Source organism: Rhodanobacter spathiphylli B39 (genome assembly GCF_000264295.1).
Lineage (GTDB): Bacteria > Pseudomonadota > Gammaproteobacteria > Xanthomonadales > Rhodanobacteraceae > Rhodanobacter > Rhodanobacter spathiphylli.
Genome location: NZ_AJXT01000040.1, coordinates 1 through 22,695, shown reverse-complemented (window position 1 = coordinate 22,695; position 22,695 = coordinate 1). Strand labels below are relative to the sequence as shown.

The following is a 22,695-nucleotide window of genomic DNA, read 5'->3' as shown; positions in this document are numbered from 1 at the left end:
CTTCTATCGCACGTCCGGTACGCGCCCGGACGTGCTCACGCGAATCAGTCACGTGCGTGACAGATCCGCGGTCAGGCCGTGCCTGGCCGACCTGAGAGGTTGGAAAATCTCAACCTCTCAGCGGTGGAAGTGTCCGGCGGCCTCGGGCTGGTAGGTGATCTCCAGCACTTTCAGGCGACGCTTGCGGCCGTCCGGGGTGGGCCAGTCGATCTGCTGGTCGCGCGCCAGTCCGAGCAGGGCGCTGCCCACGGGAGCCAGGATCGACACGGTGCCGGCCGTGCCGGCCGACGCCGGGTAGACCAGGGTCAGGGTCAGCTGCTCGCCGTTGCTTTCGTCCTCGAAGGTGACGGTCGAGTTCATCGTCACGACGTGGTCGGGCATCGCCGACGGCTCGACCACCTCGGCACGATCCAGCTCCGCGCGCAGCGCGTCCAGCTTGTCGGCCTCCGCCGTCGGCAGGCGCTCCAGCAGCGCTTCGATGCGCTCCATGTCGATGCGGGAAACAGTGATCGGTGGCTTGCTCATGGCTTTTCCTGATGCTCGCGGCTCCTGCCGCGCAAAAGCACACGCCGGAACGAAGCCGCCCCGGCGCGTGTGGTTGAGGCCGTGATACCTGTATGGGCATGACCGGCAGATGAAACAAGGTTCACTGTGATGACAGTGGCAGCAGAAATCAAGCCGCCGGGGCCGCTATGATGGCCGGCCATGCCTGTTCGAAGCCCCGTGGTTCCTGACGTCGCCCCGCTTTCCGCGCCCGACCCGCTGGCCGGCGCCGTCGAGGCCGACGGGCCGACCTCGCGTGAACGCTACCGCGGCCTGCTGTGGCTGGTTGCCGCAGCCTTCTTCATGCAGGCGCTCGATTCCACCGTGGTCAACACCGCGGTGCCGGCGATGGCCGAGGCACTCAAGGTCACGCCGCTGGGCATGCGCACGGCGCTGACCAGCTACGTGCTGACCCTGGCCATCCTGATTCCCGCCAGCCCGTGGCTGTGCGACCGCTTCGGCACCCGCCGCGTGTTTGGTGCGGCGATCATCGTGTTCGGCCTGGGCTCGTTGCTGTGCGGTATCGCGCAGACACTGCCGCAGCTGGTGGCGGCCCGCGTGCTGCAGGGCGTGGGTGGCGCCTCGCTGATGCCGGTGGGACGTTATGTGCTGGTGCGCAGCATCGACCGGGGCGAGTTCGTGCGGGCGATGAGCACGGTGGCGACCTTCGGCCTGCTCGGCTCGGTGCTCGGTCCGCTGCTGGGCGGCGCGCTGGTGGAGTTCACCTCGTGGCGGCTGATCTTCCTGATCAACGTGCCGGTGGCGATCGCCGGCGTGTGGATGAACCGGCGCGACATGCCGGAGTACCGGCTCGATCACGCCAACCGCTTCGACCTGCTCGGCTTCCTGCTGTTCGGCGCGGCCTCGGCATTGCTGCTGACCGCCTCCGAGCTGGCCGGCGCAACCCCGGTGCCTTGGTCGCGCATGGGCCTGTGCGCGCTGGCCGCCCTGCTGCTGGGCGCGATCTATCTGTGGCACAGCCGGCGCACCGAACATCCGGTGGCCGACCTCGCCCTGCTGCGCGTGCGCAGCGTGTCGGTGGCGCTCGCCGGCGGGCTGTTCACCCGGCTGGGCATTTCGGGCATGTTCCTGCTGCTGGTGTTGTTCCTGCAGGTCGGCTGCGGCTGGTCGCCACTGGCGGCCGGCCTGATGATGGTGCCGCAGGCACTGGGTTCGATCATGGCGAAGTGGGCGGTCAACCGGGCGCTGGTGCACTACGGCTATCGCCGCCTGCTGCTCGGCAACACGCTGATCGTGGCAGCCCTGCTGGCGACGTTCGCGCTGCTCGGCCCCGCCACGCCGGTGTGGCTGATCGCCGTGCTGACCTTCGCCTACGGCGCATTCGCCGGCCTGCAGTACACCACGATGAACACGCTGATCTATGTCGACCTGGACATCCGGCACGCCTCGATGGCCTCCTCGATGGCTTCCACCGTGCAGTACCTGGCGATGAGTTTCGGCATTGCGCTGGCCACGCTGCTGATGGAGTTCATGCTCACCGGGCACGCGCACGAAAACTACGTGATGGCGTTCCGCTGGACGGTGCTGCTGCTGGCGCTGGTCACCGCGGGGGCGAGCCGGGTGTTCAGCCGGCTGCGCCCGGAGCGCCGGCCCGACCTCGCCGCGCCGTCGGACTGACCGCGACACTTGGTGCCGGCCTCGGCCAGCGGCTGCTACCCTTCCTGCCAACCGACGTCACGCTCTTGCCCCAAGGATCTTCCATGCGATGGTTTGCCGCCCTGGCGCTCCTCTCCGCCAGCACGCCGCTGATGGCGACCGAAACCGGTGCCGGAGTGAACTTCCAGCTGGTGGCGCACCCGATCGGCTGGGTGGCGCTGGCGCTGTTCGTGCTGGCCTACATGGCGGTGATCCTCGAAGAGCGCATCCACATCGCCAAGTCCAAGCCGGTGATGCTGGCCGCTGCGCTGATCTGGGGCATGATCTCCTGGCACAACGGCGGCACCGGCACCGATGCCAACCTCACTCGCGAAGCGTTCGAGGCGATGTTCCTCGAGTACGCGGAGATCTTCTTCTTCCTGGTCGTGGCGATGACCTACGTGACGGCGATGGGCGAGCGCGGCGTGTTCGAGGCCTTGCGCTCGCAACTGATCCGCTACGGCTTCAGCTATCGCAGCCTGTTCTGGATCACCGGCCTGCTGGCCTTCCTGATTTCGCCGGTGCTGGACAACCTGACCACCGCGCTGGTGATGTCGGCGGTGATCCTGGCGGTGGGCGCCGGCAATGCGCGTTTCATCACGCTGGCGATGATCAACCTGGTGGTGGCGGCGAACGCCGGCGGCGCCTGGAGCGCGTTCGGCGACATCACCACGCTGATGGTGTGGCAGGCGAACAAGGCGCAGTTCTTCGACTTCTTCCGGCTGTTCTTCCCGGCCGTCGTGAACTGGCTGGTGCCGGCACTGATCATGTTTGTCGCGCTGCCGAAGGGCCGGCCGGCGAGCACCGAAAGTCACGGCCGGATCAAGCATGGCGGCATCAGCATCTGCCTCACCTTCGCCTTGACCATCGCGATCACCGTGATCGGCCGCCAGTGGCTGGGCATGCCCGCCGCCTACGGCATGCTGACCGGCCTGGCCCTGCTGAACCTGCTGGCCAGCCGCATCGACTACCGCCAGCGCCACTACGCGCTGGCGCACGGCGCCGAGGAACAGGGCTATTCGATCTTCCGCATCATCGCCAATGCCGAGTGGGACACGCTGCTGTTCTTCTATGGCGTGTTCGCCTGCGTCGGGGGGCTGGCTGCGCTGGGCTACCTGGAGCTGGCCTCGACCAAGCTCTATGGCAACCTCGGCCCGACCACGGCGAACGCCGCGATGGGCGTGCTCTCCTCGGTGGTCGACAACATCCCGATCATGTTCGCGGTGATCAAGATGAACCCACCGATGGACGCCTCGCAATGGCTGCTGATCACGCTGACTGCCGGCGTGGGCGGCAGCCTGCTGTCGGTCGGCTCGGCGGCGGGCGTGGCGCTGATGGGCGCCGCGCGGGGCCAGTACACCTTCATGAGCCACCTGCGCTGGAGCTGGGCGATCGCGCTGGGCTACGCCGCCAGCATCGCCCTGCACCTGTGGCTGGCCCGGTTCGTGTTCGGCTGATCGCGGGGCGCGTCGCGCAGAACATCATCGACGGCGGCCTTGTACCATTGAGTGCTTGCCCGACGGAACGATGATCCATGCACCACGCCGCCGACATCCTGCTCACCCTGTTCGTCATCTTCGTCGCGGCCCAGATCGGCGCGGAAATCGCCCAGCGGATAAAGCTGCCCGGGGTGGTCGGCGAGATCGCCGCCGGCTGCGTGATCGGACCCTCGCTGCTGGGCTGGCTGAGCCCGGAGCAGATCCTGCCCGGCACGCCGCTGGACGTGCTGGCCGAAATCGGCGTGGTGCTGCTGCTGTTTTCGGTGGGCCTGGAAACGCGGCTGGACGATCTGAAAAAGGTCGGCAAGAGCGCCCTGCTGGTCGGCGTGCTCGGCGTGATCATTCCCTTCGTCGCCGGCGCGCTGTGGGCGCACGGCGAAGGTTTCGAATGGATCAAGTCGATGTTCGTGGCGGCCGCCTTCGTCGCCACCTCGGCCGGCATCACGGCGCGGGTGCTGCAGCAACTGGGCGTGCTCCAGCGCATCGAGAGCCGGGTGATCCTGGGCGCCGCCGTGATCGACGACATCCTGGCGATGCTGCTGCTCGGCGTGGTGTCCTCGCTGCAGGGCGGCGGCTCGCTGGACCTGCAATCGCTGCTGCTGACCCTGGCCGGCGCGATCGGGTTCGTGGCGATCATCGGCTGGGGTGGCTCGCAGGTGATGCGCCGTCGCTCGGGCTGGCTGGAGGCGCCGATCAGTCCGCACTCGGCATTGAGCGTGGTGCTGGCGATCTGCCTGGGCCTGGCGTGGCTGTCCACGCGCTTCGGCCTGGCCGCGATCATCGGCGCGTTCCTGGCCGGCATGATCGCCTCGGAAACCCGCCAGCGAAAGGAGCTGGAACACCAGACCCTGCCGCTGCTGTCCTTCCTCACGCCGTTCTTTTTCGTGGTCACCGGCGCCAAGGTCAACCTGGCCGAACTGGCCAGCGTGGATGCGCTGCTGATGCTGCTGGTCGCCACCGCGATCGCGATCGTGTCGAAGTTGCTGGGCGGTTTCCTGGGCTCGCTGTCGCTGGGCCGGCGCAGCGCCACCATCATCGGCTTCGGCATGGTGCCGCGCGGCGAGGTGGGTGTGGTGATCGCCAGCCTGGGCCTGGCCGCGGGCGTGTTCAGCGATCGCATCTACGCCGTCGTCGTGGCCATGTCCCTGCTCACCGCGATGGTCACGCCGCCGGTGCTGGCCTGGCTGCTCCGCCGCGGCAACCCCGGCGAGGCAACCGGGTGACCCTCGGCCCGTCAAGACAATCCACCCGCGGCAGGCGGAGTCGTCCTATGCTGTTCGCTGCCGGCAGCGAACAGGGGTAGCACCGCGTGGATACGAACAAGACCGTCCTCATCGTCGACGACGACAACATGGTGCTGGAATCCATCGACTTGCTGCTTTCGGCCGCCGATGGCCTGCAGAGCATCCGCGCGCTGGGCTCTGCCGGTGCGATGAGCCACCTGCGCCAGGCGCATGTCGACGTGGTCGTCGCGGACGTGATCCTGGCCGGCAACGTCTCCGGCATCGACATCTGCCATGAGGCGATCAGGCACAACGACGAGGTGGCCATCGTGGTGATCACGGCCGACACCGAAGTCCACGTGCACGACATTCCCGATCGCGGCGTGTTCCTGCGCAAGCCGTTCGGCGCGGCCGAGCTGCTGGCGGCGATCGGCCTGGCGCTGGGCAAGGTCGGGCGGCGCTGAAGCAGGTCGAGCCCGTCGGCGGGCAGCGGACGGCTCAGAACAACTGCAGGCGTTCGCGCACCTCACTCGCCGTGCGGCCGTAGCGTGCACGAAAGGCGCGCTGGAACTGCCGCTCGCTGGAGAAGCCGTGGCTGAAGGCGAGATCGGAGATGTTCCGTTCCGGCTGCTCGCGAAGATCCCGGTGCACCGCCTCCACCCGCCGGTCGCGGATGTAATGCTGCACGCCGCCGCTGTCGGCGAACATCCGGTAAAGCTGCGCCCGTGACACGTGGAACCGGCGCTGCAGTACGGCCGCGCTCAGTTCGTGGTCGCCCAGCTGGGCCTCGATGTGTTCGCGGATGCGCACGTGCAGCGTCTCCGCCCATTGCGGGCGATCGCGCTGGCGCGATTCGGCACGCAGGCAGCCGCGCACCACCGCCAGCGTGGCGCTGGCGGCCTTGCCGGCGTGGCTGGCCTCGATCCCGGGCAGCGTCCCCAGCAGATGCAGCAGGTGCTGGGTCAGCATCCGGCACGGCAGGTGATCCTTGCGCAGCACCCGACCGTGCAGCGGCGAGTGTGCCTGGTCGATCGCCTTGTGCCTGAGCAGCAGGTTGAGGTGCGCGCAACCGGCTTCCCACAGTTCGGCCGGCTGCGCCAGGTCGTTCAGGTAGATGTCGCCCATGCGCAACTCGACCGTGCCGCGCTTGCCGAAGCTGCCCCGGGCCGACCCGCTCAGCAGCAGGCGCAGCAGCACGCACTGGCTCAGCGGACTGCGGGCGATCAGCGCGGCGTCGCGCCGGTACCGCGCCGGGCTCGCGCTCGACTGCGCCACCCGCAGCGAGCCCAGCTCGAACACGACGATCGAGGCATCCATCGGCTCGTCGTCATCGGGCTGCACCTCGGCCAGCGGCGCGATCCAGCGCGCGTAGGCCCGCGAGCGCAGGCGCGGCTCGATCAGTGCAGTGCTGAAGGTTCTGCACGGCAACGCGGTTTGCCGGCCCTTCGCTGGAACGGGCGTATCCATCGAACTCCTCCTGAGGTCGAGTCCTCCCCTGCGGGAAGTCTTGAGGCCACGCACAGACCATGCCAGCGCACTTCGCCAGGACGCCCAGCCATGCGGCGATGCAGGTCGGAGCGACGGCTTCCATCACGCAAGACGGTCTTCCCGCGAAGTCCTCCTCACCGTCGTCATGGATGCCATCGGCACCGGAACGTGTCCAGTAGGGCGACAGGTAAAGCCGCCAGCTGGAGACGAAACGTCGCGAGTGCGCGAATGAAACGTCGCGTGCCTCGATATCGCCCTGCCTAGAATGCAGATGTGGGAATCCGCTGTGGCGACGCGCCTGCGCTGCGCACTGCGGGAAGCCCGGTCATTCAAGTCTGCGTCCCCGGCCGGATGCGGTGCGCGGTGCACCGACTCTGTCCATCCGGCCGGCGGCGCATCCGTGACGACATGTCGTCACGAACCCGATGGCGAGGCGGGTGTTCGCCCTCCTCTGCGACACCTCACGCGTGGCGTCTTCGTGTGGACGTCCAGACGACATCGGCAAACATCCGAAGGAGCGGATCGCCACCCGAACACCGTGTCACCTCCACGCGCAGGGCGAATGAACGCTTCCGCGCGAGGCCGGCCCGATGACCTGACCGGTGACGCGACAACTGTCGCAACTGAGCAGTTTCTGACCTTGCCGGCGACATGAAATGACAGTGCGAGATGAAATGACGCGTGCCCGTGGCACGCGGGCCAGACCAGCCGGAAGCGGCAGGCGGCCTCATGGCGCGCCGGGACGCGGTACTTCTTCACGCCGCGACGACATTCCCGCCGCCGCGACCGCCATCGAGTTCAAGCGTGTTTCTCAGACCATGGAAAGTCCGATGAACTGCACCCTGGCAAACGAATCGCCGCAGGCACGCTGGCTGGACCAGCTGGACACCGCCACGCGACCGGTGGACATCGCGGCCATGATTGTCGAGCTGGCCGAAGCCTATGCCGAATGCGCCAGCGCCCGCGTGCTGTGGGAACTCGGCAACGGCTTCGATCAGGCCCGTGGCGGTGCCGCGGGCTGGCTGCGCGGCGTGGCGGCGTCGGGCATTCCGCAACGCGTGCCGGCCATTGGCGCGCTGGCCTTCCGGCTGTGCGAGCGACCACGACCGATCCTGCTCCTGCTCGACCTGCACGGCGGCGTCGACGCCACCGCCCTGATCACCGAACTGGAGCCACTGCTGCAACTGGCGGGGCGTCGACTGGGCATCCTGCTGGGCTGGATCGAGCAGCACAGTGCGCCGCCTCCGCTGGAGTATTCCGAGCGGCTGCACCGCGCCCTGTTCACCATCGCCGACCTGGCCGGTTGCGGCCGCGACATCCGCGCCATCCTGCGCGAGATCCACACGGTGCTGGGCTCCCTGCTCCGCACCGAGCATTTCTGCGTGGTGGACTACCGGCCCCGTCGCGAACTGCTCCGCTTCGTCTACACCTCCGACCCGCGCAGCCTGCCGCCGCTGGCGGCCTCCGGCCACGAAGTGTCGCTGGCATCGATCGGCGGCTCGCCGCTGTGGCATCTGCTCCACGATGGCAAGGCGCTGCTGGGAACGCCGGCGCAACTGGGCAAGCAGGTCTCCGGGCCGCTGGTGATGGAGCTCGACGACACCCAGTGGATGGGCGTGCCGATGCTGCACCAGGGCGAGATCCACGGCGCCGTGGTGGTACGCAGCCGGCAGCCGGACAGCAGCTACTCCAACGAGGACCTGGTGCTGCTGGAGTTCGTGGCCACCCATATCCGCTGCGTGATCGAGCGTCACCGCGAGGCCGGGCAGAACCGCGAGGAACAACGGCAGACGCTAGCGCTGGCGGAGGCCAACCGGGCGCTGCAGGATCGCGTGGCGCAGCGCAGCCGTGCCCTGCACAAGGAAGTCGGCGAGCGCACCCGGGTGCAGCAGCAGCTTGCCCACGAACAGAGCCACGACGCCCTCACCGGCCTGGCCAATCCGCGCTGCCTGCATGAGCACATCGAACGCCTGCTCGACGCGCTGCGCCGCGATCCCGCCAGCCCCGCCGTGCTGCTGCAGCTGAACCTGGATCGCTTTGCCGGCATCAACGAGGGTCTTGGCCATTTCACCGGCGATGAGGTCCTGCAACAGGTCGCCACGCGCCTCACCGAATGCCTGGGCAACCGGCCCGGCCTGGTCGCCCGCCTGGCCGCTGACGAATTCGCCGTGCTGATCCCGCAGATCGCCGGCACACGGGAGGCCATGCGCATCGCCCGGCGGATGAGCGATTGCATCGGACAGCCAATCACCGTGGCCGGCCGCGAGCTGCACCTGTCCGCCCGCATTGGCGTGCTGCTGTGCGACGCCGGTTACGGCACGCTGGAACAGGTATTGCGCGATGCCGACATCGCCCTGCATCGCGCGGCATCCGCCGACGTTCCGCGCATCGCGGTGTTCGAGCCGGTGATGGCCAGCGAGGTCGTCGAGCAGCTGACGCTGGAGACCGACCTGCGCGAGGCACTGCGCGAGCGGCGCTTCGAACCCTGGTTCCAGCCGATCCGCCGCCTGCACGACAACGGCATCGCCGGCTACGAGGCACTGATCCGCTGGCGCCGGCCCGGCCATGGCGTGATCGAGCCGGTCGATTTCCTCAAGGCCGCGCGGCACTGCCGGCTGCTGGAGGCGATCGACTGGCAGATGTTCGAGCGCAGCTTCCGCACGTTCGCCCAGCACGGGCCCGCCGACGGCTTCCTCACCTTCAACGTGTCGGCGGCGCATCTGGGCTCGGACGATTTCGACCGGCGCCTGCTCGACCTGCTGGCCAGCGTGAAGCTGCCTGCCTCGCGGGTGGTTGCCGAACTCACCGAGGAAGCCCTGCTGGAAAACCCCGACCACGTGCAGGCAATGCTGCAGCGGCTGCACGCCGCGGGCGTGGGTGCGGCGCTGGATGATTTCGGCACCGGCTATTCGTCGCTGCAATACCTGCAGCGTCTGCCGTTGCGCATGCTGAAGGTCGACCGCGTCTTCGTGGACGGGCTGGGCAGCAGGCCGGCCGCCCGTGGCAGCGCCTGCATCATCGCCGCCGTCATCGCGCTGGCCCGTTCGATGGACATCCAGGTCATCGCCGAGGGCATCGAGACCATCGGGCAGTGCAACGCCCTGGCCGACATGGGATGCCCGCTGGGCCAGGGCTATCTGCTGGGCAGGCCGGCAGCCATGATGGACGAGGTGACACCAGTGGCGCAGACGGCCATCGCCGGCTGATCGTCTGGCGCGTGACGGCGGACGATTGCACCCGGACAACGGAGCGCCTAGGCTCGGCGCTTGCGATCACACCGGGGAAGTCGATCATGCGTCCATTGCGCGTACTCACGCTGTCTGCCGTCGTTGCCGCCACCCTGCTCGCCGGCTGCTCGTCCGGCACGTCGCCGTCGACGGACCAGGCCGCATCACCGGCCGCCGCTTCCAGCGTGCACGCTGCCCGTCCCGACGGAAAGGCTGCGCTGGCCTCGGCCGTCGACACTTTCCTCAACGGCTATTTCGAGCACTACCCGGTGTTTGCCGCCGGCGCGGGCAAGCACGAGTTCGACGGCAAGCTGCCCGACTACAGCGCGGAAGGACTGCAGGCCGACGCCACCTGGCTGCACGCGCAACGCGACAAGTTCGCCGCGTTCCCCGACGACCAGCTCGACGCCCAGGGCCGCTTCCAGCGCGACTACGTGCTGGCGGTGATCGACGGTCAGCTGTTCTGGCTCGAGGATTCCGGCGCGCCTTACAGGAACCCGACCTTCTACACCGGCGACCTGTCGCCCAGCATGTACCTGACCCGGCCGTATGCGCCGCTGGCCCAGCGCATGGCCGCCTTCGTCACCTACCAGGAGGCGCTGCCCAGGGCACTGGCCCAGGTCAAGGCCAACCTCAAGCTGCCGCTGCCGGCGTCGTACATCGACGTGGGCGTCAATTCCTTCGCCGGCTTCGCCAGCTTCTTCAAGACCGACGTGCCCGGCATCTTCGCCGAGGTGAAGGACGACGCCCTGCAGGCGCGCTTCAAGGCCAGCAACGCCGCCGCGATCAAGGCCTCGCAGGACCTGGCCGACTGGCTGAAGGCGCAGAAGCCGCACGCCACCCAGGATTTCGCCCTGGGCGCGGAAAAATTCTCGAAGATGCTCCACGCCACCGAGCGGGTCGACCTGCCGCTGGCGCAGCTCAAGGCGATCGGTGAGTCCGACCTCGCGCGCAACCTCGCCGCGCTGAAGAGCGCCTGCGCGCAGTTCGCACCGGGCAAGTCGCTCACCGATTGCGTGGCGAAGGAAAGCGCCGACAAACCCACCGGCGGCGCGGTCGAAGGCGCCCGCGCCCAACTTGCCAGCCTGCGCCAGTTCATCGTCGACAAGGACCTGGCGACGATTCCCGGCACCGAGCAGGCCAGGGCCGAGGAGGCGCCGCCGTTCAACCGCTGGAACTTCGCCTATATCGAAATCCCCGGCCCGTACGAGAACAACCTGCCCTCGGTCTACTACATCGCCCCGCCGGACCCGGCCTGGAGCAAGGCCGACCAGGCCGCCTATGTGCCGGGCAAGGCCTCGCTGCTGTTCGTCTCCGCCCACGAAGTCTGGCCCGGCCACTTCCTGCAGTTCCTGCATGCCAACCGCGCGCACTGGAAGTTCGGCCAGCTGTTCGTGGGTTACGCCTTCGCCGAAGGCTGGGCGCATTACGCCGAGGAGATGATGTTCGATGCCGGCGTCGCCGGCGGCACGCCGGAAACCCACATCGGCCAGCTCACCAATGCCCTGCTCCGCGACGTGCGCTTCCTCTCCGCCATCGGCCTGCACACCGGCGGCATGAGCATCGCCCAGTCCGAGCAGATGTTCCGCGAGCAGGCCTTCCAGGACCCGGGCAACGCCCGCCAGCAGGCTGCCCGCGGCACCTACGACCCGGCCTACCTCAACTACACCCTGGGCAAGCTGATGATCATGCAGCTGCGCCAGGACTGGATCGCCGCCCATCCCGGCCCGAACGCGCTGAAGGCGTTCCATGACCAGTTCCTCAGCTACGGCGGCCCGCCGATCCCGCTGGTGCGGCAGCAGATGCTGGGTGGGCCGATGCAGGCAAAGCTGTGGACGACCGACCAGCCGGCGAGTGCACCGGCAACGGCGACATCCCGCTAACCCGAAGCGAGGTTGCCGGCGTGCCGGCGACCGCCGTCTCGCCGGTGTGCCGACGGCTTCAACGATTCGCGGATACCGCCAAAAGCCCGCCATCCCGCCGCGGCTGACCCCGAGCACGAAGATGTCGGGCGGGTCGGCACTCGCAAGGCGTCTGGTCGAGGGTCCGGCGATGGCCGGTTGCGGGTCGATCACGCCAATGGCTCATCGGTCAGCCCTGTCGGATGGCCCGGGCGAACCCGGCCCTGCGTGCGGCACTTGCGCGGCGCGCGTCCAGACGCCATCGCCTGTGCGAGGCAACGCTTTATGGCAGGCTTGGCAAGAGCGCCGGAACCGCCTGTCGGCGTCGACGTGCCGCTCCCTCAGCGCCGGGACATCGCGAGATGAAAATGTACGCCGGGATGTCCCGTGTCTATGTGCCGCTGCTGCTGGCCCAGCTGGGCGTGATCGCATGGGCGCCGGTGCACCTGCTCTCCTGGAGCTATGCCGCCGTGCTGGCGATGCTGATGCTGACGGTGGCGCAGTGCTGGCGGCGGCTTCGCTTCAGCGTCCCGCACAACCGTCCGCTGTGGAGCCTGCTGCTGTTGGCGCTGGTCGCGCAGTTCGGCGCGTTCGGCCTGCTGTTCACCGATTCGCTGTCCAATCCGCTGGGCACCCTGGTCGCCTTCGACCCGACCTTCTACTTCTGCCTGGGCAGCCTGCTGCTGACCATCGCCGCGGCCTACAACCCGGTCGCCACGCTGTATCGCTGGGCGGGCGTCGTCGATGCGGTGCTGGCGTGCGCCATCGCGGCACTGTTCTACTTCACCCTGCACCAGGTGCTGAACGCGCCCTCGCCGGCACCGCCGCCAGCGACGTTCGTGATGTGGATGTTCGATGCGATGGGCCTGTTCGTGGCGGTGTTCGCCACGCTGCGCCTGGTTTCCACCAAGCGCTCCGACGAGCGGCGCTTCTTCTTCGTGCTGAGCGTTTTCGCCTGGCTCGAACTGGTCGTCCCCGGCATCCACAACCGTTTCATCCTGCACAGCGAGTCCTACCTGCCCGAACTGCTGCTCGGCCTGCCCTTCGTGGTGCTGGGCTTTCTGCTCGGTCGGCGGCGGAAGGTCTGGTTGCGCAGCTATCGACCCAGCCGCCGGATTCGCCACCTTGCCGAAAGCGTCAGCCCGTTCGTGATGAGCCTGGCCTTGTGCTGCCTCGCGTTCGCCCAACTGGGCAAGAACCCCGTGCTTGCCACGAGCACCCTGATCCTGGCCATCCTGTCCTACGCGGCACGCAACGCCATCGTGCTCGGGCAACACCTGGCCTTCGAGGACGACCTGCGCAAGCTCAAGCGCGGCCTGCAGCAGGCCGTGGTGCGCGACGACCTCACCGCCCTGCCCAACCGCCGCGGCTTCTACCGGCTGATGAGGCGCGAGTGGGACGGCGCCCTGAAAACAGGTCGCGCGCTCAGCGTGGCGATGATCGACATCGACAGCTTCAAGGCGTTCAACGACACCTACGGCCATCTCGCCGGCGACGACTGCCTGGTCGCCGTGGCGCACGCATTGCATCGGGAGGCGAGCCTGCAACCGGACGTGATGGTCGCCCGTTACGGCGGCGAGGAATTCGTCGCCCTGATGGTCGGCTACGCGCCCGCCGCGTCGGAGGACATCCTCGAACGGCTGCGCCAGCGGGTGGAAGCGATGCAGATCCGCCACGCACGCAGCGCCCAGGACGTGGTGACCATCAGCGCCGGACTCGCCTCGACCGCGACCGCCCGCTACACCGACAGCGACAAGTTGCTGAACGCGGCGGACGAAGCCCTCTACGTGGCCAAGCGCAGCGGGAAGAACAGGGTGCAGTGGGTGGAGTGAGCGGCGATCAGGCCTTGTCGATGGCCGCCTCGGCGGCTCGGACAAAGCCCCACCCCACACGCTCAGTAGTCGCGTCCCTTCTTCTCGCGCTGCAGTCGTTGCGCATGGCGGTTCAACACGCCGTAGTGGCGATCGTGCTCGCGACGTTCCTTCGTCGAACGCGCCGCCTGGGCGGCCTCGCGCTGCAGCTTGCGGTAGTTCGCGAGCCGGCGGCCATCCAGCGTCCCGGCGGCGACGGCTTGCTCCACCGCGCATCCGCGGTCGCCCTGGTGGCGGCAGTCGTGAAAGCGGCACTGCGCAGCGAGCCGTTCGATGTCATCGAACGCGGCATTCATGCCCGTTTCGACAGCGCCGACACGCAGCTCGCGCATGCCCGGCGTGTCGATGACCCACGCGCCCGACGGCAACGCAAACATCCCGCGCGCCGTGGTGGTGTGGCGGCCGCGGGCGTCACCCTCGCGAATCCCGCCGGTGACCCGGGCCGCGCTGCCCACGAGGGTATTGGCCAGCGTCGACTTGCCGACGCCGGACGAACCGACAAAGGCCACGGTCTGTCCGCCACCCAGCCACGCCGCCAGCGGTTCGGCGCAAGCCGTCGAGGTCGCGTCGATCGGCACGCAGGCGACCGCGGGCGCGATCGTGCGCACCGCGTCGAGGTAGCTTCCGACGTCGCCGCACAGGTCCGCCTTGGTCAACACGATGACCGGTTCGACACCCGCCTCGAAAGCGAGCGTCAGGTAGCGCTCCAGCCGCGACAGGTTGAAGTCGTCGTTGCACGAGGTGACGATGAAGAGCGTGTCGAGGTTGGCGGCGATCGGCTGCAGTCGACGCTCCGAACCGGCCGCGATGCGGGCGATCAGGGATTGCCGCGCGAGCAACCGCAACACTCGCGGCGCCTCCATTTCAAGCAGCAGCCAGTCGCCCACCGTGATCGCGGGTTCGACCGCCGCCGACAGGATGACGCTGGCCGCGCCACGTGCAGACAGCACCGACAACGCGTTGCGATGCACCCCCACGACCCGGGCCGGATAGCCGGCCTCGAAATCCTGCAGGGTCAGATCGTGCGAATAGCTCAACCGCCAGCCAAGCTGGAACAGCGTAAAAGTCTGGGAATGCATGCGTGGAACCCCGGATGAAGACGTGACGCAGCAACCACCCATGCAGGTGGTTGAACGGAACGCCGGGTTCGACGCGTATCAGGAAGAACGGTGGATCGGCCGACGAACGGCGATCCGGGGCGCGTGTATCAGCGCAGCGCCAACCCGGCGGAAATCGCGGAATGAACAATCATGGTCAGCGACCTCCAGGCTCGGTTGGTGGAAGGGGTTTGGAGATTATCGTGTGGTCGGGGGGGAGTGCAAGACGACCGGGATGGACGATGCGAGCGCGGACATTGCATTCGTCCGCGCCTCGTTTCGAAGTGATCGATGGTTCCCGATGGGACTGCCGGAAGAATCCGCTTCAGTCGGCTGAGGAATCCGGTGCCGGACTCTTTTGACCCGCGAACCAACGCAACACCAGCACCACCAGCGGAAACATCAAGGCGGTAACGGCCAGGCCCGCATATTCGAAGCGCGCACCTTCGATCACGTGCTCAAGGCGAAGCACGCCCTGTCCGTCGAAACCGGCCATGAAGCGATAACACATGTTGCCGCCCCAATGGATGCCGATGCTCATCCAGATCGCGCCGGTCCTGAGCACGGTATACGCCAGGGACACGCCGAGAACGGCAGAAAACAGCAGGTTGAAGGGGTCGATGCCCTCGTTCCAGCTGTCGTCCAGCGCATACACCGCGGTGGTGATCAGCAGGTACCAAGCCATCAGGTTGAAGCGGCGGCAGAACGCCAGCCCGTAGCCACGGATCATCAGGTCGTTGATCGCCGAGGCCAGCAACATCCCGACCAGCGCCTGGCCCAGCATCGGCAGGACGAAACTCCAGTCACGCCAGCCCACCACGTCGAACTTGCCCATGCCGAAGTACAGCAGGTTCTTCAGCGCCCAGACTCCAAAGCCGATGGCAAAGCCCAGTCCCAGCGAGGACAGCCAGCCCGGTGAACGGCCCAGCCCCACCGTCTGCATCCTGGTGATGCCCAGCCCGAAGCGGCAAAGCCCATACGCCAGCAGGAAGAAGCCCGCCACGTAGGTCAGCCAGACCGGCAGCGCGAAACCCGCCACCCGCGCCACCAGGTTGACGTAGAGATCGAGCAGGATGAAAACCGGCAACCAGCGCAAGACAGCGGCAAGACGATTCATGGTGTCGGGACAGGGTCGATGGCGTGGCGCCCGCCATGCGTGACGTGGTGGACGGGCCGGTAATTGTGGATGTCCGATCCTTTCGGATGTGCCAAGTCTGCAGTGTCCGGCGCGGTCCTGTCACGGGTTTCTTCCCCTTCGTTCTCAACCCACTCGCGCCGTGGATGGCCGGCCCCTGAAGCGGCCATCTCCCCGGGCACACCCGGGGAGATGGCCGGCGTGGCGACGACCGGTCAGAAGCTGGCCGTCACGCGCGCGTACCAGAACGCGCCGTTGAAGCCGAACGGCGAGGTGAGCGCGTACTTGACGCCAAGGAACTGCAGCGTGGCGTTCTGCTCCTTGCCGGGGTAGGTGTTAAAGACGTTGTTGCCACCGATGGCCACCGTGAAGGTGTCGTTGAACTTGTAGCTGGCCTCCAGATCGAGCAGCGTCTTGCCGCTGTAGTGATTCACGTCATCCGGCGGGTTATTGCTGCCGAACAGGCCGACCGTCGTGCTCCAGCTGCCGTAACGGTTGACCCGCGCGATGGCTTCGAACCGGTGCAGGTTGTAGTCGAAGCTGAGCACCGACCGGCTCCTGGGCACCTGGTGTTCGAGGTCGTACACGAAATCATCGTTGAGCGTGTCCGGCTGCACCTTGACCACGTTCTGCTTGTTCTGGTTGTAGCGGAAGTCGATGTTGAGCCGGCCATTGCCCAGCTGATGCCGCGTATCGACCACGAAGTCGATGCCACGGATGTCGGACCCGAACGCATTGCCGAAATAGCTGGCGTCGCTGCCGAGCAGCAGCTGCGCGTTTGGATAGCCGCCGGCGGCGAGCTGGTCGACGGTGGCCTGGGTCACGCTGTTGCTGACCAGGCCGATGCGGTCGTCGATCCTGATCCGGTAGTAGTCCAGCGTCGTCGTGACGTTGTCGAGCGGCGTCCACACGGCGCCGACGGAAAGGCTCCTGGAGGTTTCGGTCTTCAGCGGCCTGGAACCGAGCGCGCGCGCCACCGGGTTGTCGACCGGATAGGTGCCACTGGGAATCAGGCCGCCCTGGGCGTTCGCCGTGGTGGTGACATTCAGCGTGTTCGCCTGGCCCGGGGTCGGTGTACGGAAGCCGGTGTTGTACGTACCGCGCAGCGCGAACGCGTCGGTGAACGCGTAACGGCTGGAAAGCTTGTACACGATCTTGGAGCCGTAATTGTCAGCGCGCTCGTAGCGCACGGCCGCCGCGCCCGACCACTGGTCGGTGAAGTTCGTCTCGGCGTCGACGTAGGCGGCCTCGCTGTTCTGCGTGAAGCGCCCGGCCGCGTTGGCCGGGAAGCCCTGGAAGGCATCCGAGCCCACCCCGAACACCGACGCGGTCGGCCCCACCTCGATCGAACCGGCGTCGCCCTGGTGAATGATGTAGGTCTCCTGGCGCCAGTTCGCGCCAAAGGCGAGCGTGAGCGGCGAGTCGTCGAACGAACGGACGAAATCCGCACCGGCGCCCTGCTCGCGCTGGGTCAGCTTGCCGGGGTGGAAGTTGGTGGGCGACAGGTTGCCCAGGCTCGGGTTGATCGAACCTTTCAGCTGGTAGTCGACCTCGTTGCTGCCGGTGCGGTAATGCACGTCCCACTGCAGGTTGCCCTGCCCGCCGCCACGCACGCCGCCGACCAGCTGGTGATCGCTGATGTCCGCACCGAACAGCGGGCTGTAGCCGCCCGGGAACTGCGTGTAGATCGGGTTCAGCAGCACCCAGCCGCTCGGGCTCGCCGCGTTGGCCGTCAGGTAGTTCGCCGGGTCGCCGCCACCGGCCACGATGCTGTCCACCAGCGACTGGGGCGCGTTCGCCGGGGTCAGCGTGCCATCGGCGTAGCTGACCAGGGTGGAGCGGCCGCTGATGCCGTCCTGGGCCGGCAAGACCGGGTTGCGATAGAAGAAGCTGGACAGGACCTTCTTGCCCATGAAGCTGCCCGTGGCGTAGAGCTGCGCGTCGCCGGCCAGCGGCAGGCCGGCATTGACGAACAGCTTGTTGGTCTTGGTCTGCGGGTCGCCCCAGCGCTGGCCGAAGCCGTCGTACGGCACCTGGTCCGCACCGACCACGGCCGCGACCGCCGCCGCGTCCGCTTGCGGCATCCCGCGCGAGGTGGGGTCGGTGGTTTCGCGCTCGGCACTCACGTGCACGAAGCCATCGGCGCCGAGCGGGAATCCCGCATCGGCGTCGTAGCGCCGCAGGTTGCCGTCGCCCTTGCCGTACTGGCCCGTCTGCGCGCTGACCGTCACGCCCGAGGGCGCCTTCTTGAGGATGACGTTGACCACACCGGCGATCGCGTCCGATCCATACAGCACCGAGGCGCCATCACGCAGCACTTCGACGCGCTCGATCGCGTTGGACGGGAACACCGAGAAATCGACCGCCTGCGCGCCCTGGTTGAAGGTACCGAGCGGATCGATCTGCAGGTTGACCAGCGCCGAACGATGGAAGCGCACGCCGTCGACCAGCACCAGGGTCTGGTCGGGCGACAGGTTGCGCAGCGATACCGGCCGCACGAACGACGTGCCGTCGGCGATGGGAAAGCGCTGGGTAGTCAGCGACGGCACGACATTGGTCAGCGCGTCGGTAAGGTCAGCCGACGACTGCTTCGCGATCTGGCTGCCGCTGAACGCGTCGATCGGCGAGATCGAAGAGGTCGGCGACAGGCCGGCCCGGTGCGTGCCGGTCACCACCACTTCCTGCAGGGTGGTGGTCGACTTGGCCTTCGCCGCATGGTTGCTTCCCTGTACCGCGGTCGCCTGGCCGGCCTGGGCCTGTCCACTGTCCGACGCGCCTGCGTCCTGCGCCTGCACCGAGCACGCGACCAGCGCCGCGGCGGCAAGCGCCGCGCGAATGGCGCGCAAAAGAACCACGTTGATCCCTGCATGGATATGCATGTTGTCTCCCTCCGGATGGTCCCTGCACTCCCCCTCGACGCAAACTACTCCGGCCCCTGGCGCCGAAAAAGGCCGCCATTGGCAGTACGTGCGCGGGATCACTTTCGTGGCGACAACCTTGCCGCCGGGTGCACTCGTCACCGCACCGCGGTGAGCATGAGGCCAGATCGCCAGTCGCCGGATCGACAGCGTGGCAGGCGGTGATTCGGCCCAGTCCACGAGTGCATACACGCCGGTGCAGGATGAACTTCTCAAAAGAAGGCCACGCTGGCGGGGCTCAACAGCCGCCGATAACGCTTTCAGGTTCGAAATGGATCAGCGGTGCGCATCATTGTGCGCCGCCACGAAGCTGCGCAGCACATCGTTGATCCGCGTCTGGTAACCCGTGCCGCCGCTCTTGAAGTAGTCCAGCACTTCCCGGTCAATGCGCAAGGTGACCTGCGCCTTGGGCTCGCTGCGCACGGGGCGATGCGCTGCCCAGAATTCCGGCGACAGGGCGGGAATGTCGCGGTAATCGATATCGGCATCGGGCTTGTCCGCCACGGCCTGCAGACGCTTGCGCTGCGCGGCGGTTGGTTGTGTCGGGCGCTTGGGATCAAGTTTGTGCTTCATGATAGAAGGCTCGTTCCTGGGCATTGGCCTTGCGGGCCGAGATGATGCGGATGACTTCGCCGTGGACGCCGCGCTCGGTATGGGCCACCACCAACAACACTGGACTCACCCAACCGATACTCAGCCAACGCTCCTCGCCGTAGTCGTCACGATCATCGACCACGTCGATTCGCCAGGGTCGAGAAAAACGTACGCAGCGTCCTCGAACGCGATGCCGTGCTTGCGCAGATTGAGTGCCGCCTTGGCGTCGTCCCACTCGAAGTCCATATCCGTTGGCTTCTTGATGTGTAGTTACGCATTGTAGTTATACTTGGGCGGGTGTCAAATTCCGGAGACGCGGAGAAGATGCGGGGGTGGTCACGCCCCCAGAGTGCCGAGCGTGGTTCTTCTGACCCAGCGCTCGGCACGGAAAGCGTGGTGGCCAGCACGGGTGGAGTAGCGGGCGGCACCCCGGAACCAAGATTGGCCCTGACACCTTTTCTCTATCCTTCGGTTGTCCAGATTTTTTCCAGACGAATTCGTCGACGACGCAGGCAGGATGCCGTAGTCGAACATCGGCGCAGCCGATGGCCCGAAGGGCGAGGCACGGGATGCAAGATTGTCCCCGGCACCTTTTCTCTCTGATCTACCCTTGTTCACGCAGGAAGAGATTTTTGCAAAGCGTCGAAATGCGGTTTGTCCTCCCTAATCAGTGTCATCACCTCTTCAACAACAGCCTCGATGTCCGCGATGAGGTTCGTGTTGGTCGCAAGACGCTCGATACTTTCTAGATGGCTGAAATGATGAAGAAGCTTCGTGACACGGTGGGCTTTTTCCCTTCCAAAAAGCTCAGTGGCTCGCTGGTCAACGGTACTCTCTGGCCAAGGCAATCTCATGTAGGTATAGAGCTCCACAAATCTGCGCATGGCATTGGGCAAGGACAGCAGGTGCTCAATGTCTGCCTTGTCAGGGTTGGCATGAAAAGCATGAATGACACTGAAGAGATAGTGGTACTCAGACGTGTACTTCATCATCGACGCCGGCAGGTCTTCCAGGGTCGAAGTCGTTGGTGTCAAGCGCCGAACCATGAAATAAGCCGTTTTTTTCTTGTTGCAAGGCAGCTTCTTGAGCAGCTCAAAAAATTCAAAGTTGTGCGTTGCGATGAAAATTTGCTTACACGCAGTCACCCATTCCTCGTTGTTTCCCTGCCCTACCACCTTCTTAAAAAAGGCGCTTTCAATCATCGAATAGACCTGGAAGACATGGTTGCTGTCGAGGCTTGAGATAGGGTCGTCGATGTAGACGATGACCTGGGCTAGATCCTTGTGCTCTTCGATCTTTGTCAGAAAGAAAGCAAAGGCAATGGCCGTCCGTTCTCCATCACTTAAATTCCGAGCAGGAACACTCCTTCTGGTCAATTGAAAGCGGTCGGCTTCATCTACCTTGACCACCGTTATCTCGATAGTTCCTGAGCCCAGAAGCGTCGCAATTCGTTCATTCAGACGTTCTCGCCCTTTTTGCGAACGGTCGATTCTGGCGTAAAGCTCCGCGATGTCATCTTTGAGTCGAAGTCCAATAGAGTGGAAACGGCTCTTGTGCCGCTCAAGCAAGGCCTTGGTCAGAGCGGCCTCACTGAGCTTTGCATCGGTGTAAAACTGTGCAGCAAAGTGTTTCTTCAATCTGCTGATGGCCGACTTTTTCTGTTGTGAGAAGTCGTCACTGATCTGATTGTTTTCCCTAATGGTCGCATTTGCCTGTTCGTATGCATGCACTAGCAAGGGCGCGACCGATGGAAAAATTAGTGGAGCATCGACCTCGTCAAACGGGCTCGAAAGCTTGTCGTGAAGCGCCGCCAACACACTCTGAAGATCCCGGTTGTAGGCCTCGGTGACAGTTGCCAACTCAGTATTGTGAGCACTCAAGATTTCAGCAAACTTGGGAGAGAAATCATTCTTCTCCAGTTTCGCCGGCTCCAATGTGCCCGTACCCACACGAGCCACCAACGCTGTCACCGCAGCCTTGTGGTTGATGAGATCTTGTGAAAAATGGCCATGAAGCTCATTGATGCGGTCAGCTGTCAGAGTGTTGCCACAAAACTCACAGGCCTCTTTTCCGACGTGCAAGGCCAAGCCGTCCTCAACCCAGTCTGAAACGGCTTTGTTGGTGCGAAGGTAGTCAATGGTCTTCGAGAATGCGGGCTTTGCAGCGAGAACCTTCAACGCGTCCGCCAACAGTGTTGGCAACGTCAACTGAGGCTGGATCAGTGAAGTAACGGACTTGAGTTTGTCCTTCTCAGCCGTCAGAGCCAGCTTAATATCGTCGGCGTACTGAACTTCCGTAAGCAATGCTTCAGACAGGTCTTGTCCGAGTGCGTTGACTTCATTGGTCAGGTGGACGGCGGTAAATGCATCCACCAGTTGAAGGCTTGTCTTGATGCGTTTGGCACCGGTCGTTTTGGCCTCGGCGACCTGAGCATCTACTGCAACTACCGCTCTTTGTTTGGCGGCAAAGCCGGTGCGACACCGTGCCAAGTAATCATTGAGAGGAGCAATCTTCTTTTCAGCTTCGGCGGCGTCTTCACCGAGAAGCAAGATAGGTTGAAAGTCGCTCCCGTTCCAACTCAGATTTGATGCAACGAAGTCAGAGTTGAACACCTCAACAACTTTGGTGCAGGTGGCAAGCGTGGCTTCTGTGACGGATTGATTTTGCTGGTCAAGGATGGAAAAAGTCGCCCCGCCAAAGTCGACATTGGGCGCCTTCGAGCCGAGCATCGCGAACAACCGCGACAGCGTCGTTTTCCCAGAATAGTTCCAGCCATAGATGATGTTCTTGTCAAGAAAATCGGATAGGCCGGCCGTCTTGGAAAAGTCCTCGAAAACTCCGAATTTTCGAAGCCGCTGGATCGACTTGATCATCTCTGCCCCTGAGGCGTTGAAGCAAGTACAGGGAAGTCAGAAGAGCCCTAGCCACCACATCCAGCCCCCTGTTTGCGTGATGACTTGAGCATACGCCTGAGCAAGGGTGACCGCACGAACCCGAGCCAAGAACGCGGTTCACTTTCCCCTTGAGGATGGTGGGGAGAGTGGGATTGTTCCGCTCATCTGAGCCTCACCCCTCCGCGCTACGCGCTCTGGGGCCAGCCTGCGGCTGTCCGAATTCGTTTCAGACGAATTTGTCGACGACGCAGGCGGGGTGCCGTAGCGGAACATCGGTGCAGCCGATGGCCCGCAGGACGAGGCACAGGATGTGCCGAGTAACCCGGGTGGGTTCTCACCCAGTCCTCACCATCAGAAAAGCAAAACGCCCCACTCGGGGCGTTTTGCTTTTCTGGCGGAGAGAGTGGGATTCGAACCCACGGAAGGTTTGACCCTTCGCCGGTTTTCAAGACCGGTGCCTTAAACCGCTCGGCCATCTCTCCAAAACTCGTTGTCCTGCTGCAGGGCGCGCTCTGCGCGCCACTACGGCAGTTTTGTTCCGGGCATCCTGCCCTTCACCCCTTCGGGGCCAGCGGCTGCGCCGCTGTCCGCTTCGGCTTCCTGCCTCCGCGTCAAGACTGCTGCCTTAAACCACTCGGCCATCTCTCCA

Annotated in this window: 15 protein-coding genes and 1 tRNA gene; 7 read left to right on the top strand and 9 right to left on the bottom strand. The window is 65.5% G+C overall.

The genetic code is table 11. From position 1 onward, the window contains the following. Positions 1-117: 117 nt before the first annotated feature. A complete protein-coding gene (gene rnk / locus UU7_RS12420; RefSeq protein ID WP_007808798.1) occupies positions 118-525 on the bottom strand; it encodes a nucleoside diphosphate kinase regulator in 408 nt (135 codons plus the stop codon). Between the two features lie 198 nt (positions 526-723). Here rnk and UU7_RS12415 point away from each other — a divergent pair, with 198 nt between their 5' ends. From UU7_RS12415 to UU7_RS12400, 4 genes are all read left to right on the top strand, one after another. Continuing rightward, positions 724-2,181 carry an MFS transporter gene (locus UU7_RS12415; RefSeq protein WP_007808796.1) on the top strand — a complete coding sequence of 486 codons (1,458 nt, stop codon included), beginning with the start codon at positions 724-726 and terminating at the stop codon, positions 2,179-2,181. A gap of 83 nt (positions 2,182-2,264) precedes the next feature. Continuing rightward, positions 2,265-3,656, top strand: a complete 1,392-nt coding sequence (gene nhaD, locus UU7_RS12410) for a sodium:proton antiporter NhaD (protein WP_007808794.1) — start codon at positions 2,265-2,267, stop codon at positions 3,654-3,656. A gap of 77 nt (positions 3,657-3,733) precedes the next feature. Continuing rightward, positions 3,734-4,921: a cation:proton antiporter gene (locus tag UU7_RS12405; RefSeq protein ID WP_007808793.1), complete on the top strand. Its 1,188-nt coding sequence runs from the start codon at positions 3,734-3,736 to the stop codon at positions 4,919-4,921. An 86-nt stretch (positions 4,922-5,007) separates the two neighbouring features. Next, entirely contained in the window at positions 5,008-5,385 is a 378-nt protein-coding gene (locus UU7_RS12400) for a response regulator (RefSeq protein ID WP_007808791.1), read from the top strand. Between the two features lie 34 nt (positions 5,386-5,419). On the opposite strand, the gene UU7_RS17435 is transcribed toward UU7_RS12400, so the two are convergent. Further along, the gene (locus UU7_RS17435; RefSeq protein ID WP_007808790.1) at positions 5,420-6,388 is read right to left on the bottom strand and encodes a helix-turn-helix domain-containing protein; all 969 of its coding nucleotides are present in this window, start codon (positions 6,386-6,388) and stop codon (positions 5,420-5,422) included. A gap of 851 nt (positions 6,389-7,239) precedes the next feature. Here UU7_RS17435 and UU7_RS12390 point away from each other — a divergent pair. The 3 genes from UU7_RS12390 to UU7_RS17430 all read left to right on the top strand — a co-directional run bounded on the left by UU7_RS12390 (position 7,240) and on the right by UU7_RS17430 (position 13,369). After that, entirely contained in the window at positions 7,240-9,615 is a 2,376-nt protein-coding gene (locus tag UU7_RS12390) for a putative bifunctional diguanylate cyclase/phosphodiesterase (RefSeq protein WP_007808788.1), read from the top strand. Between the two features lie 86 nt (positions 9,616-9,701). Beyond that, positions 9,702-11,519, top strand: coding sequence for a DUF885 domain-containing protein (locus UU7_RS12385; protein WP_007808786.1), 1,818 nt, complete (start codon positions 9,702-9,704; stop codon positions 11,517-11,519). A 398-nt stretch (positions 11,520-11,917) separates the two neighbouring features. After that, a complete protein-coding gene (locus tag UU7_RS17430; protein WP_007808785.1) occupies positions 11,918-13,369 on the top strand; it encodes a GGDEF domain-containing protein in 1,452 nt (483 codons plus the stop codon). Positions 13,370-13,431: 62 nt separating this feature from the next. Here UU7_RS17430 and rsgA read toward each other — a convergent pair whose 3' ends face one another. The 7 genes from rsgA to UU7_RS12345 form a co-directional block, all read right to left on the bottom strand. Next, positions 13,432-14,487 carry a ribosome small subunit-dependent GTPase A gene (gene rsgA, locus UU7_RS12375; protein ID WP_007808783.1) on the bottom strand — a complete coding sequence of 352 codons (1,056 nt, stop codon included), beginning with the start codon at positions 14,485-14,487 and terminating at the stop codon, positions 13,432-13,434. A gap of 343 nt (positions 14,488-14,830) precedes the next feature. Then, positions 14,831-15,622 carry a CPBP family intramembrane glutamic endopeptidase gene (locus UU7_RS12370; protein WP_040673400.1) on the bottom strand — a complete coding sequence of 264 codons (792 nt, stop codon included), beginning with the start codon at positions 15,620-15,622 and terminating at the stop codon, positions 14,831-14,833. A gap of 233 nt (positions 15,623-15,855) precedes the next feature. Further along, positions 15,856-18,519: a TonB-dependent receptor plug domain-containing protein gene (locus tag UU7_RS12365; RefSeq protein ID WP_007808780.1), complete on the bottom strand. Its 2,664-nt coding sequence runs from the start codon at positions 18,517-18,519 to the stop codon at positions 15,856-15,858. Positions 18,520-18,834: 315 nt separating this feature from the next. After that, positions 18,835-19,131, bottom strand: coding sequence for a BrnA antitoxin family protein (locus tag UU7_RS12360; RefSeq protein ID WP_007808779.1), 297 nt, complete (start codon positions 19,129-19,131; stop codon positions 18,835-18,837). Further along, positions 19,115-19,387: a BrnT family toxin gene (locus UU7_RS12355; RefSeq protein ID WP_425480518.1), complete on the bottom strand. Its 273-nt coding sequence runs from the start codon at positions 19,385-19,387 to the stop codon at positions 19,115-19,117. Before UU7_RS12355 ends, UU7_RS12360 begins: the two co-directional genes overlap by 17 nt. A gap of 379 nt (positions 19,388-19,766) precedes the next feature. Continuing rightward, complete coding sequence (locus UU7_RS12350; protein ID WP_007808772.1) at positions 19,767-22,025, bottom strand: AAA family ATPase; 2,259 nt, start codon at positions 22,023-22,025, stop codon at positions 19,767-19,769. A gap of 413 nt (positions 22,026-22,438) precedes the next feature. Continuing rightward, positions 22,439-22,528 (bottom strand) — tRNA-Ser (locus UU7_RS12345). Between the last annotated feature and the right edge of the window lie 167 nt (positions 22,529-22,695).